This is a genomic window from Geitlerinema sp. CS-897 (assembly GCF_028368005.1).
GTDB classification, from domain to species: domain Bacteria; phylum Cyanobacteriota; class Cyanobacteriia; order Cyanobacteriales; family Geitlerinemataceae; genus Baaleninema; species Baaleninema simplex.
This window is the reverse complement of the sequence record NZ_JAQNCQ010000111.1, coordinates 21,326-34,016: the sequence shown is the minus strand read 5'-3', so window position 1 is coordinate 34,016 and position 12,691 is coordinate 21,326. Positions and strand designations below refer to the sequence as shown.

Sequence of the window (12,691 nt, the reverse complement as noted above, 5' to 3'; positions counted from 1 at the left end):
ATAATTAAATTTATTCTACATTAATCGATCGCTCTATGTCAAGTTCTGCAAGCTTTACAGAATTTCGGCTTTGAATTTCAAATATCGGAATTGGGGTTAAATTAGTATTTTTTTGCATAACAAAATCGGAAGAGCCGAAAAATTAAACTCTAGCTGAGTATTAACAGAATAGTGGAATCCTTTAAAGATTGGAAAACCATTTTCGATCAGACGTGCTTCTTGCAGACGAGTATAGGGTGCATCTCAAAAATGTAAATTCATCGAATTGGGCGCACTCAATTTCCAGATCCCCGGCATCTCCAAGATGCCGGGGATCTTATACCGGAAGTGCTAATCGGGAATTTTGCCACCCCAAACTGATGTTTTTGCAAAAGTGAGATGCACCCCGAGTATAATTTTCATTGTATAGCCGCATAATCGCGATCTCACGATCGTCAAATTTAAGATCGGTAATCCGTTTGACAATATCTTTATAGTCAGGTGAATTCATGATAGCTCTACATAGAATTTTTGCATTGCATATATTCAAAATCTGGTAGATCGCTCTCAATTAAACACTTTCCGCCATTCGGCAATGTTCCAGGTGGCGCGATCCCAAGGCGTCGGCTCGACCCCTTCTAATTGTAAACTAACTCCCACCACGTCGGCGCGATGAACGATCGGCATGACAACCGAATCTCGAACTAACAAATCGTTCATTTTCAGGAATAAGGCTTGGCGTTTTTCGGGGTCGAGTTCTGTTTGCGCTCGATCCCAAAGTGCGTCGTATTCGGAATTGCAATATCGCGAGAAATTTTGCCCCGACCAGTTATTTTTGGGAGTTGAAATTTCGTCGCAGGTGTAAGTTTTCATATAAATAGCTGGGTCGGGATTGGAGTTCCCCGTAGAAAACATTTGTAAGTCGGCATAAAAGCGTTGAAGTGTATCGACACTCGACGGATCGCCAGAAAATAAAATGCTGGAATCAATGCTTTTGAGTTCCACGCCGACGCCGATCGCACTCAAACTCTGCTTGATAATTTCTTGGGTTTTCTGACGAACTGGCGTAACGGAGGTTTGAAAGACCACTTGCATTTCAACGCCGTTTTTATCGCGAATTCCATTGTTATTGCTATCTATCCACCCCGCCTCGTCGAGAAGTTCGGCGGCTTTCTCGAGATTGAATTCGTAACTCGTGTCGGGCGAAACATATTGAGGGGGAGTAAAGAGGAAATTGGCGAGGGGTTTTCCAGCTTTTCCGTAGAGTTGAGTGGCGATCGCCTCGCGATCGATCGCTAAGTCAAAGGCTTGTCGAACCGTTTCGTCAGTAAAAAACGGATGGGGAAATTCCAAAGTCGCCCGATCGCCGTTTTCGTTAGCGCGATCGGGGTCAGTATAGTTGAATTCAATGCGCTCCCCCAAAACCCCGAAACTGGCGATCGCCTTACCAGTTCCCCCAGCTTCCAACTGTTCCAAAACCTGGGGTTCGACTTGTAAATTATCGGCAAAATCCGCATCTCCCGTTTGCAACACCGCTCTCGCCGCCGAAGTCGCGTCGCCGCCGCCTTTGAGTTCGATGCGTTGGAAACTGAGGCTCTCCGCGTCCCGGTAGTGGGGATTGGGTTCGTACACCACCACGTCACCGGGTTTAAACTCCACCACCCGATAGGGGCCGGTGCCGACGGGCATTAAATTAGCAGGGGCTTCCCGAGCGTTCGCGCCGCTGTAGTCCTCAAACACGTGTTTTGGCAAAATGACGCCCGACGCGCCCACAAAAGGCAAAGACCAGGCGGGATTGGGACGTTTGAAATTGACCCGTACCGTCGTCTCGTCGATCGCTTCCACACTGGCGATCGCCTGGTACACCCCCAAATTCGTCGCGCCCACCTCGGGATTGCTGAGGTAATTGTAAGTAAACACCACGTCCTCAGCCGTGAAAGGCGTTCCGTCCGACCATTTCACCTCGCGATCGAGCGTCCACGTTACCGAAGTTCCATCAGAGGCGACACCGCCGTTTTCCAAACTGGGAATTTCCGCCGCCAGGAGAGGAACCATCTGTCCGTCTGCATCGTACGTCGCCAAAGGCTCGAGGGTCACGCGGCTGGCTTCCCAATCCTTAAATCCCGTCGAGAGGTGGGGATTGAGAATCGTCGGGGCTTGCCACGACAGCATTCGTAACACTTCAGGATTGCGTTCGGCGACGGGGGACTCTCCCGTACATCCCGACAACAGCGACAGGCTCAGAGCAGAGGCGACGAACAGACGGCGAACGGGAAACGACATAAGCAGTATCGTAGACAACGGCGATCGCACCCCAAAACGGGGAATATCTGGCAGAATACCCTAACGCCGGACTGAGCGTTTCCGCAAGCACTCGATCGAAAATTCTCGACACCGTTCCTGAAAAGACATCGAAGCGATCGCACCCCGAGGCAGTGCGCCCCAACAGATGCGTTACCTTGAAATTGGTAGAAAAGTGTAAACCGAACGACAGGAGGGCCTATGGAGCCAGACTCTTTACCAACCGAGGTGATTTTAACGAAGTCGGCGAAGTCCCTGGGAAAAGTCTATCTCGACTGGACGCCACAACCCGGTCACTATCTCGATTTCGACGGTCAGACCTACACCGTTCTCGAACGCCGACACCGCTACCATCTCAAATCCGGTCGCTATCGCCTCAACACGATCGCCCTCTACGTGCAGAAGGCCGACCGTCCCCAAGAAATGAGTCTAGTTAACGGTCGTTGGGTTATCGGCGACGCGTCCTGTCAGTACAACGCGCGATCGGAGTTAGTTCGCTGCGCCGTCAATCCCGAAGGTCCCTGCCATCCCTGCAAATATTTTACGCCGATCGACGATCGGCACACCAAAACTCGCCAACCGTGAGAACCGTTCTCCCTTCTCCGTCAGATCTCCTTCGTTCCTCTGCGTTGTAAACTCTCCCCTTCCGCCCCCTACAATAAACGTGGACGAGTCGAGAGACACTCTGCGATCGCCCGCGACCGTTGAAGGCGGTCGAGACGGAGTTGCGATCCCAGGCTTTATTGAGTCTGTAATCTCAAACCTGTAATACCTTTTTAGTAGAAATAGCAACACATAATCACATTAGTACGACAAACGACATCAAAGGAGCGCTTATGCGAGCAGTGTTAATGGCTGGAGGATCGGGGACGCGACTGAGACCCCTGACCTGCGATCTCCCCAAACCGATGGTACCGGTACTCAACCGTCCCATCGCCGAACATATCCTCAATCTCCTCAAGCGCCACGGAATCACCGAAGTCATCGCGACAGTTCACTATCTCCCCGACGTCATGCGGGACTACTTCCAAGACGGAAAAGACTTCGGCGTTCAAATGACCTACGCCGTCGAAGAAGAACAACCTCTCGGAACCGCCGGTTGCGTCAAAAACGTCGAAGACCTCCTCGAAGATACCTTTCTCGTCATTAGCGGCGACGGTATCACAGATTTCGACCTGAGTGCGGCGATCGATTTCCACCGTCAAAAAGGCTCCAAAGCCACCCTCATCCTCAAACACATTCCCAACCCCATCGAATTCGGGGTAATCATTACCGACGAAAACCAGCGCATCGTTCGCTTCCTCGAAAAACCCTCCGCCTCGGAAATTTTCTCCGATACCGTCAACACCGGGACTTACATCCTCGAACCGGAAGTTCTCAAATACCTCCCCGCCAACCAAGAATGCGACTTCTCGAAAGAGTTGTTCCCGCTGCTGTTGGAAAAAGGCGAACCCATGTACGGCTACATCGCCGAAGGATACTGGTGCGATGTCGGCCATCTCGAAGCCTATCGCGAGGCGCAATACGACACCCTCCGGGGCAAAGTCGAGACGGATTTTCCCTACCCAGAACGCGAACCTGGAATTTGGATCGGACAAAATACCTATATCGACGACACGGTTAAACTCGAAGCCCCCGTTCTCATCGGCGATAACTGCCGCATCGGGGCGCGAACTCAAATCGAAGCGGGAACGGTTATCGGCGATAACGTCACCATCGGTAGCGACGCCGATCTCAAACGTCCGATTATCTGGAACGGCGCGATTATCGGCGACGAGGTTCACCTGCGAGCTTGTACGATCTGCCGGGGAACCCGAGTCGATCGCCGGGCCCACGTTCTCGAAGGGGCGGTGGTCGGTCCGCTTTCGACAGTGGGAGAAGAAGCCCAAATCAGCCCCAGCGTGCGGGTCTGGCCGAGCAAAAAAATCGAGTCCGGTGCAATTTTGAACATTAATTTGATTTGGGGACAAACAGCACGGCGCAGCCTATTCGGACAGCGCGGCGTCAGTGGTCTGGCAAATATCGACATTACACCGGAATTTGCCGTGAAATTGGGAGCGGCTTACGGTTCGACGCTCAAACAGGGCGCTCAAGTGGTCTTTTCCCGCGACCAACGCAGTATTTCGCGCATGGTGTCGCGATCGCTCATCGCGGGCATTATGTCGGTGGGGGTCAACGTCCAAAACTTGGAAGCGACGGCCATTCCAATTTCGCGAGCCTTCGCGCGGGCTTCGTCGCAAGGCCAAACGCCTCGCGTGAATATCGAAGGGGGTCTTCACGTGCGAGTTCACCCGGAACGAGCCGATTCGATTCTCATTGAATTTTTCGACGCGAACGGCATCAACATTACGAAAGCCAAAGAGAAGAAAATCGAAGGGGCTTATTTTAAAGAAGACCTGCGACGGGCGCAGATTTCCGAAATCGGTCAGATGAACTATCCGAGTCAGGTTCTGGAAATCTACAGCACTGGCTTTGAGAAACTCATCGACGTCGAGGCGGTGCGTCACGGGGGCGCGAAAGTGGTCATCGATTACGCCTACGCGGTATCGGGGGCGATTTTGCCGCGACTGTTGGCGAAGTTCGGATGCGATGCGGTCGTCCTCAACGCCAGCTTGAACCAGTTGGCACTGTCGGCGGAGGAACGGGAAGGACTGCTCACGCAACTGGGTCAGGTGGTCGAAGCACTGCGGGCGAATTTCGGCGCGCAAGTGTCGGCCAACGGCGAACAGTTCGTTTTGATCGACGAGTCGGGGATTCCCATTCGCGGCGAACAACTGACGGCGTTTATGGTCAATACGATTTTGACGGCCAACCCGCGCGGAACGGTGGTGGTGCCAGTTCACGCCTCGAGTGCGGTCGAACAAATCGCCCGACGTCACGACGGTCAGGTCATTCGCACGAAGGCCAACCCCACGGCGTTGATGGAAGCGTGCCACGCCAACCCCAACGTGGTGTTAGGCGGAAGTGGAGAGATGGGCTTTATTTTCCCGCAGTTACACCCAGGGTTCGATGCGATGTTCTCCATCGCGAAGTTAATCGAGATGGAAACGCTGCAAGGACGACCGTTAGGACAGATTTGCGCGGAGTTGCCTCGGGTGTATCACCGCTGTCAGACGATTCGCTGTCCTTGGACGGTCAAGGGGGCGCTGATGCGGCACATGGTGGAAACTCACCCGAGCGATCGCATTCAACTCGTCGATGGGGTGAAGGTGTGCGAACCTCAGTCGGACAATTGGGTGTTGGTGTTGCCCGATGCTGGGGAACCGGTGGTTCACATTTTCGCCAACGGAGAAGACCGCGATTGGGTCGATGAAAGTTTGCGGGATTACCGCACGCGGATTCAACACTTCGTCGAACAGCATCAAGGCGGTCAGAATCTCTCGGAAACCCTCGTTTGATGAGAGGGGAGTTTCGGAACGAACCGGGTTTCGTCTGGGTTCGTTCCGACTGCTACAATACCGATAGTTTGAAAAGAGTCGTACGAAAAAATCTCGGGGTGGTGGGGCGATCGCGAACCTGCTGCGGCGATCGCTCTTGCGAGTTGAAGAAAGAAAGCGTTACGCTAAGCGACTGCCCCGGAAGCGACTTTGCGTCCGACCCGCGTGTGAATTCACGACCAAAGTTACCGACATTCGTTTGAAATGAATAGCTGCATTTTAATGGCGGAAATCGTCCAAGACCCGCAACTGCGCTACACGAGCGACGCCCAAATTCCAGTTGCCGAGACGATCGTTCAGTTCGATCCCGTACGCGAGGGAGATCCGCCGGCCACACTGAAAGTCGTCGCATGGCGCAAACTGGCTGAAGCCTTGAATCAAAACTACCATCGCGGCGATCGCATCGTCATCGAGGGACGTCTGAATATGGTGACGGTCGATCGCCCCGAGGGGTTTAAGGAAAAACGCGCCGAACTGACCGCCCAACGCATTCACACGATCGCGGCGGCGGCAGGAGGTCATCAAGCGGCTCCCGCTGCGGCACAACCGCAACCGACGCCCGCTCCCACGCCGATGGCATCGACGCCTCCCCCGCAACCGGCCGCGCAACCGACGACCCCGACGACCCCGTCGGCAGACGAACCGTTAGTTGACGACATCCCGTTTTAGGCGATCGCGATGGAGTCAGACTCGTTTCAATCCCCTCGACGGGCGATCGCTACCCCTGTCTTACCGGAGTTGTCCCCACTTTGGCAGGCGACGCTGGGAGCGGCCGCCCCGACACCCGAAGTCCGAGATCGCTTTCAACTGCTTTACGAGGGTATCCTGGCGGGCAACCGACAACTGAACCTGACGCGCATTACTGACCCCGAGGCGTTTTGGGAAAAACACCTTTGGGATTCGTTGCGGGGTATCGCAGCGATCCTGAACGCACCCGCCTCGGAGTTACCGACTCCGTGCCGCATTGTCGATATCGGTACGGGGGCGGGATTCCCCGGTTTGCCGATCGCCCTAGCACGCCCGGATTGGCAGGTAACGCTCGTCGATTCGACTCAGAAAAAAGTTCGGTTTTTGAACGCGTTAATCGACGACTTGGCGATCGCCAACGGAACGGCGATCGCCGGACGAGCCGAAAAACTCGGTCGAATTCCTCCCTATCGCGGTGCCTACGACTGGGCGACGGTGCGAGCGGTTGGAACGCCGTCTGCTTGCGCCCGCTACGTTTTCCCGTGGCTGAAACCCGGCGGACAGGCGGTGCTGTACCGAGGTCGCTGGACGGAGGAAGACCGGGACGACCTACAGGCGACATTACAGGAGTTAGGGGGTGCGATCGCGACGGTAGATGCTTTCGAGACGCCGATTTCCCATGCCGTGCGTCACAGCGTTTACCTGCAACGCTTTTACAGTCACCAGTCACCAGTCACCAGTCACCAGTGAAGACAGGGAACGGGGAACAGGGAATCAGGAACAGGGAATCGGGAATCGGGAATCGGGAACAGTTAATAGTTTTCCCCTTCTCCCCCTCTCCCCTTCTCCCCCTCTCCCCTTTAGGGGCGATCGCGAAGTTCGTCGAGGGCTTCGATCAGTAAGACGCTCATGTGCTGGGCGGCGGCGCGAATTTTTTGGTAGTCCTGCACTCGCTGTTCTGGGGAACGTTGAGTGTCCGTTTCGAGGACTTTCACCAATTGTAAAATTCGATCGATCTCGCTGCGAAATTCTGGATACACCCGCGTCAAAAAGCGAGCGTCAAAGGTTTCTGGGGACGGTTGAGATTCAGAAGACCGTGACATCAGAGCTTGTCTCATTGGAGGTTCGATAGAAGGTTTCGTTACTGTCCATGATGGGTCGAACCCCCGAAAAAATCAGCGATCGCACTGCTACTGTCTCGGTGATACTGCTGAGGTTTCGTGGTGTGAGGTATCAGTCGATCGCGGCGATCGCACGGGGGGCAGTAGCGCGATCGAACTCACAGCACCGCGCCATTTCTCGCCGGGAGCGATCGGCAATTTCACGGACGGAACGTCGCCGCTCGATGATTTGTAACAGATTGCAACGTATAATGAGAGACGGGAAAACCATTATTGAAGTGAGGATAGTAACGTTACATGCGAGTCGCGATCGCCGGAGCCGGTTTAGCGGGACTGTCTTGTGCCAAGTACCTAGCCGATTTAGGACACACGCCGATCGTCCTAGAACGCCGCAACGTATTGGGGGGTAAAGTCGCCGCCTGGAAAGACGAAGACGGTGACTGGTACGAAACGGGGCTGCATATTTTCTTCGGAGCCTATCCGAATATGTTGCAGCTTTTTAAGGAACTCGGAATTGAAGATCGCTTGCAGTGGAAAGAACACACCATGATCTTCAACCAGCCCGAAAAACCGGGAACCTATTCGCGATTTGATTTTCCCGACGTTCCCGCCCCAGTCAACGGCATTATCGCAATTTTGCGAAATAACGATATGCTGACTTGGGAAGAAAAAATTCGGTTCGGACTGGGTTTAATCCCCGCTATTTTAAAAGGGCAAGACTACGTTGAAGAGATGGATAAATATTCATTCTCGGAGTGGTTGAAGCGGCAAAACGTCCCCGAACGAGTCGAAAAAGAAGTCTTTATCGCCATGTCAAAGGCACTGAATTTTATCGATCCCGATGAAATTTCTGCCACGATTATTTTGACGGCGCTAAACCGTTTTTTACAAGAAAAGAACGGATCGAAAATGGCGTTTCTTGACGGTTCCCCCACCGAGCGCCTCTGTCAGCCGTTGGTGGATTACATCACCGAACGAGGCGGGGAAGTTCGCCTCAACGCCCCCCTCAAAGAAATTCAGCTCAACGAAGACGGAACGGTGAAACAGTTCTTACTTCGGGGACTGAACGGACAACCGGACGAAGCTTTCCCAGCGGATCTGTACGTTTCCGCCATGCCCGTCGATCCGTTGAAAGTCCTGTTGCCGCAACCCTGGCGTCAACTGCCCCACTTCCAGAAGTTGGAAGGTTTAGAAGGGGTTCCGGTGATTAACCTGCACCTGTGGTTCGATCGCAAACTGACCGACATCGATCACCTGCTGTTTTCGCGATCGCCCTTGCTGAGCGTGTACGCCGACATGAGCAACACCTGTAAGGAATACGCAAACCCCGATCGCTCCATGCTGGAACTGGTGTTAGCCCCCGCCAAAGATTGGATTTCCAAATCTGACGAAGAGATTATCGCCGCGACGATGGAGGAACTCAAACAACTGTTCCCCCAACACTTCACGGGAGACCACCCGGCTAAACTGCTGAAATCCCACGTCGTGAAGACGCCGCGATCGGTGTACAAGGCGATCCCCGGTCGCCAACAATACCGTCCTTCTCAACGGACGCCCATCGCGAACTTCTATCTGTCTGGGGATTATACGATGCAAAAATACCTCGGCAGTATGGAAGGTGCTGTGCTTTCTGGTAAGCTGACAGCGCAGGCGATCGACGCCGACGTAAAATCCCGTAATTCTGACGGGGCAACTGCTGCGAAAAAAACGACTGTTGAGCCTGCTACGAATGCTGCAACTGCCTAAATCCCCGCCCAAGGTCAACATGCGCGTGTCACTTGAGGAGGCTTACGAACAATGCCGCCAGATTACCGCTAAGTATTCCAAAACCTTTTATTTGGGTACGCGGCTGATGTCCGAAGCCAAACAGCGAGCGATCTGGGCGATCTATGTGTGGTGTCGCCGTACCGACGAACTCGTAGACGGCCCTGAAGCCCGTCATACGACGCCGGAAACCCTCGACGAGTGGGAATCTCGTTTAGAGTCTCTGTTTTCGGGTCGGGCGATGGACGATTTTGATGTAGCCTTGGTCGATACGCTAGAACGGTTTCCCCTGGAAATCGAACCGTTTCGCGACATGATCGAAGGTCAGCGAATGGATTTGTATCGCAATCGCTATCAGACCTTTGAGGAATTAAAGCTGTACTGTTACCGCGTGGCGGGAACGGTCGGTTTGATGTCGGAAGCGGTGATGGGGGTCGATCCGGCGTTGCAAACGGCACCTTGGATCTTAGAAGAGGGCGTGCGCCCTACAGAAGAAGCCGTCGCTCTCGGCATCGCAAACCAACTGACGAATATTTTGCGAGACGTGGGGGAAGACACCCGACGCGGACGCATTTATTTGCCGTTGGACGAGTTGGCGTTGTTCGACTATACCGAAGCAGATCTGTTTGACGGGGTCGTCGACGATCGCTGGCGGGCGTTGATGAAGTTTCAAATTCAACGGGCCCGCAAGTACTACGCCACCGCCGAACGCGGTATTGCAGCCCTCAGCCCCGATGCCCGCTGGCCGGTGTGGGCGGCAACGATTCTCTATAGTAAGATTCTCGACGCGATCGAACGCAACGGCTACGATGTGTTTCGCCAACGGGCTTACGTTCCGGGATGGCGTAAGGCGATGTGTTTGCCCGTGGCTTGGATTCGCGCTCAGGCGATGTAAGGCGATCGCGACGATCGCCGCCAACCCCAAGCTATACTTGGGCTATCGCCAAACCAAGAGACACCGGGAGCGAGACAGAAATGGTTCGAGGACGGTTGCTGTGGGTTAGTGTGGGGTTGGGGTGGATAACAGCCTTCTATGGGTTGCAGTCCGTCCAGGCTGTGCCGTCGGTTTCCCAATCACTTCGATTCGCTCAGGGTTACGGCAGCGAGGGGTATTACCTGCAAGAAGGACTGCGTTTGCTAGAAGAACGGCGGTTCGTGGAAGCGGAAGAGGCGTTTCAACAAGCGTTGCGCCTCGATCCGTCGAATTACGAAGCCTATAACAATTTGGGGCGAGCGTTGCAGGGACAAGGCGATCCTGAGTCGGCGATCGTGGCTTACGGGTTGGCGTTGGATATTCGTTCCAACTACGCTGAAGCCTACAACAATATGGGGGTGGCGTATCGATCGCTCGGACGCATTGGCGAGGCGATCGAAGCCTACGAACGGGCGATTCGTCTCGATAGTACCCTCGGGGCTGCGTATTACAACATCGGCTTGATTCTCTACGACGAAGGCAATTTTACTGAGGCTTTGGACTACTTCCAGCAAGCGGTCAGCGTCGCGCCGCTGTTCGATCGCGCTCATTACTATCGCGGCGAGACATTGTTGAGACTCGATCGCGTCCCCGAGGCGATTTTAGCGCTACAAACGGCAGTGGAGGTCAATTCAGAACTTAACGAGGCTTACGGGCTACTCGGAGAGGCGTTAATGCGGGCTGGACGCACCCGCGAGGCACTGGTGGTATTGGAAGAAGCGATCGAACGAACCAGCGATCGCGCCTCTGCCTTTTATTATCGCGGGGTAGGACGGCTCAAAACGGGACGTTACCAGGTGGCGTTATCTGACTTCGAGCGGGCGATCGCCCTCGATCCCGATTATGCTGAAGCGTATCGCGGGTTGGGCGATGCGTATTTGGCGTTAGATGAAGTGTCCGAGGCGGCGAGAGCTTACCAGCAAGCGATCGATCGGTTTGTAGAAGCGCGATCGCTCTCTTCGCGAGAGATGGCGTTGGCGTACTACGGCTTGGGTAACGTCTACGCCGAAAACAACAAGTTTCCCGAAGCGATGGCCGCGTTTCAAAACGCCCTGCGCGTCGATTCGACGTTTGGCTTAGCCCACGCGAGAATGGGGGATTTGCTCGCCGAACGGGGGGAATATTACACGGCGAACATCTCTTACGAAGCGGCGTTGACGTTGAATCCCGATTCGGCAGAGATTTACAACCGTTTGGGCGAGTTGTTGTACGAACAGGGATTTTTCGATCGCGCGATCGAGGCGTGGCGTACCGCCGTGGAACTCGATCCGAACTACGGCGCAGCGTTGGTGAATTTAGGAAATGCGTTGGGAAACTGAAGAGCGTCTGTTGTTACCCTATAAAAGATTGTTAAAATTTGACTCGGCAAATATTTTTTAACTGTATAAAAAAAATTAAAAGTTTAAAATTACCCTCTAGAATTAGACTCAAGTAATTGAGAATAAATAGATCGAACAAAGACAAGTGTTCGATCTAAGTTGGCTGGCATTGTGTTTGTCAATGCTCTCATTCTATCCCGATCGATCGAGCTGCTGACATCATCGTCATTTTCTACAGACACACCCCATATGCTTTTACCGCAAGTCACGCGATCGCTGTACCTGACGTCTGAGGTAACTCGGCGAGGACTTTAACATCTTCTCTTCTGCCCTTTCGGGATATCATACAAAGATGGTTGTCGGCTCGACATAACACTCGATCGCAAGGGAGGACGTAGAGACAATATGAGTAGTTTGAGCGATCGCTGGAACCGACTGACGGGGAAAACTCGCTTCGTCGTCTGTCGGATTATGCTACATCTGACGGGAACGGAGGTGAATCCACTGCTGGGGGTTCTCAACCGCGTCGGACAATCTGCGATCGAATCAGAAGGCGATTTAGAAGTCCTCGGAGACGGACTCGTCGAAATCTGCCAACATCTTTTACAACTCGAACCCTACTGGAAAGCCGCCGCTAACGAAGGCGATGTCATCTGGGAAGAAGGAGAAGCCGCAGACTACGTCAACGAACTGTTTACGGATTCAGCACAACGCTATCTCTCACAACCCGCTTTCGGCGATGAAGACGAAGACGAAACACTGGTTCTACCCACCACAGAAAACGTTGTGGTGATGTTAACGGTAGCTGGAGAGGGGGAAATTTCCGATCTCGAAACCGATCTCGCAGATATCGAAGCATTGCGATACGGACTCAAGGCGTTAATTAACTTACACTATCAAAACAAACTTCACGCGATTCAAGTTCACTTTTCTCCAGCTCGGTTCGGTGACGAACTTACCTCAGAACAGGTGTTAGAAAACTTTCCTGAATTGATTCCGCTTTAACAGTCACCCGTCACCAGATCGGTAGGGTGTGTGACGCGGCTAGAAAATTTGGTCGAAGTCAGGCTAATGTTGTCTTACCGCGTCACGCACCGCCCCCACCGATCG

The 12,691-nt window shown here is 53.6% G+C and carries 11 protein-coding genes; 8 read left to right on the top strand and 3 right to left on the bottom strand.

Going from position 1 to position 12,691, the window contains the following annotated elements:
* Window positions 1–546: 546 nt before the first annotated feature.
* Window positions 547–2,262: a peptide ABC transporter substrate-binding protein gene (locus POG22_RS06735; RefSeq protein WP_498904343.1), complete on the bottom strand. Its 1,716-nt coding sequence runs from the start codon at window positions 2,260–2,262 to the stop codon at window positions 547–549.
* A 219-nt stretch (window positions 2,263–2,481) separates the two neighbouring features.
* Between POG22_RS06735 and POG22_RS06730 the strand changes: the two genes are divergently transcribed.
* The 4 genes from POG22_RS06730 (at window position 2,482) to rsmG (ending at window position 7,154) form a co-directional block, all read left to right on the top strand.
* Entirely contained in the window at window positions 2,482–2,865 is a 384-nt protein-coding gene (locus tag POG22_RS06730; RefSeq protein WP_017659854.1) for a DUF6464 family protein, read from the top strand.
* 251 nt (window positions 2,866–3,116) lie between these two features.
* Window positions 3,117–5,678 carry a mannose-1-phosphate guanyltransferase gene (locus POG22_RS06725; protein ID WP_498904342.1) on the top strand — a complete coding sequence of 854 codons (2,562 nt, stop codon included), beginning with the start codon at window positions 3,117–3,119 and terminating at the stop codon, window positions 5,676–5,678.
* Between the two features lie 243 nt (window positions 5,679–5,921).
* Window positions 5,922–6,386: a single-stranded DNA-binding protein gene (locus POG22_RS06720; RefSeq protein ID WP_498904340.1), complete on the top strand. Its 465-nt coding sequence runs from the start codon at window positions 5,922–5,924 to the stop codon at window positions 6,384–6,386.
* Window positions 6,387–6,395: 9 nt separating this feature from the next.
* Window positions 6,396–7,154 (top strand): 16S rRNA (guanine(527)-N(7))-methyltransferase RsmG, encoded by a 759-nt coding sequence (rsmG, locus tag POG22_RS06715; protein ID WP_498904337.1) that lies wholly within the window; start codon window positions 6,396–6,398, stop codon window positions 7,152–7,154.
* A 110-nt stretch (window positions 7,155–7,264) separates the two neighbouring features.
* Here the strand turns inward: rsmG and POG22_RS06710 are convergent, their stop codons facing one another.
* Complete coding sequence (locus POG22_RS06710) at window positions 7,265–7,507, bottom strand: hypothetical protein (RefSeq protein WP_498904336.1); 243 nt, start codon at window positions 7,505–7,507, stop codon at window positions 7,265–7,267.
* 130 nt (window positions 7,508–7,637) lie between these two features.
* A complete protein-coding gene (locus POG22_RS06705; protein ID WP_498904334.1) occupies window positions 7,638–7,796 on the bottom strand; it encodes a hypothetical protein in 159 nt (52 codons plus the stop codon).
* A 26-nt stretch (window positions 7,797–7,822) separates the two neighbouring features.
* Here POG22_RS06705 and pds point away from each other — a divergent pair, with 26 nt between their 5' ends.
* The 4 genes from pds (at window position 7,823) to POG22_RS06685 (ending at window position 12,586) form a co-directional block, all read left to right on the top strand.
* Window positions 7,823–9,271, top strand: coding sequence for an NAD(P)/FAD-dependent oxidoreductase (gene pds, locus POG22_RS06700; RefSeq protein ID WP_498904332.1), 1,449 nt, complete (start codon window positions 7,823–7,825; stop codon window positions 9,269–9,271).
* Complete coding sequence (gene crtB, locus POG22_RS06695) at window positions 9,255–10,184, top strand: 15-cis-phytoene synthase CrtB (protein ID WP_017659861.1); 930 nt, start codon at window positions 9,255–9,257, stop codon at window positions 10,182–10,184. The genes pds and crtB overlap by 17 nt, the downstream gene beginning before the upstream one ends.
* Entirely contained in the window at window positions 10,160–11,581 is a 1,422-nt protein-coding gene (locus POG22_RS06690) for a tetratricopeptide repeat protein (protein ID WP_498904330.1), read from the top strand. The genes crtB and POG22_RS06690 overlap by 25 nt, the downstream gene beginning before the upstream one ends.
* A 405-nt stretch (window positions 11,582–11,986) precedes the next feature.
* On the top strand, window positions 11,987–12,586 hold the full coding sequence (locus POG22_RS06685) for a DUF1517 domain-containing protein (protein WP_017659863.1): 600 nt from the start codon (window positions 11,987–11,989) through the stop codon (window positions 12,584–12,586).
* The last annotated feature ends 105 nt before the right edge of the window (window positions 12,587–12,691 follow it).

What these genes read in the sequence shown, in the direction of transcription:
- POG22_RS06735 (WP_498904343.1), bottom strand. Translation starts at nt 2,262, where the DNA reads ATGTCGTTTCCCGTTCGCCGTCTGTTCGTCGCCTCTGCTCTGAGCCTG.
- POG22_RS06730 (WP_017659854.1), top strand. Translation starts at nt 2,482, where the DNA reads ATGGAGCCAGACTCTTTACCAACCGAGGTGATTTTAACGAAGTCGGCG.
- POG22_RS06725 (WP_498904342.1), top strand. Translation starts at nt 3,117, where the DNA reads ATGCGAGCAGTGTTAATGGCTGGAGGATCGGGGACGCGACTGAGACCC.
- POG22_RS06720 (WP_498904340.1), top strand. Translation starts at nt 5,922, where the DNA reads ATGAATAGCTGCATTTTAATGGCGGAAATCGTCCAAGACCCGCAACTG.
- rsmG (WP_498904337.1), top strand. Translation starts at nt 6,396, where the DNA reads ATGGAGTCAGACTCGTTTCAATCCCCTCGACGGGCGATCGCTACCCCT.
- POG22_RS06710 (WP_498904336.1), bottom strand. Translation starts at nt 7,507, where the DNA reads ATGTCACGGTCTTCTGAATCTCAACCGTCCCCAGAAACCTTTGACGCT.
- POG22_RS06705 (WP_498904334.1), bottom strand. Translation starts at nt 7,796, where the DNA reads ATGGTTTTCCCGTCTCTCATTATACGTTGCAATCTGTTACAAATCATC.
- pds (WP_498904332.1), top strand. Translation starts at nt 7,823, where the DNA reads ATGCGAGTCGCGATCGCCGGAGCCGGTTTAGCGGGACTGTCTTGTGCC.
- crtB (WP_017659861.1), top strand. Translation starts at nt 9,255, where the DNA reads ATGCTGCAACTGCCTAAATCCCCGCCCAAGGTCAACATGCGCGTGTCA.
- POG22_RS06685 (WP_017659863.1), top strand. Translation starts at nt 11,987, where the DNA reads ATGAGTAGTTTGAGCGATCGCTGGAACCGACTGACGGGGAAAACTCGC.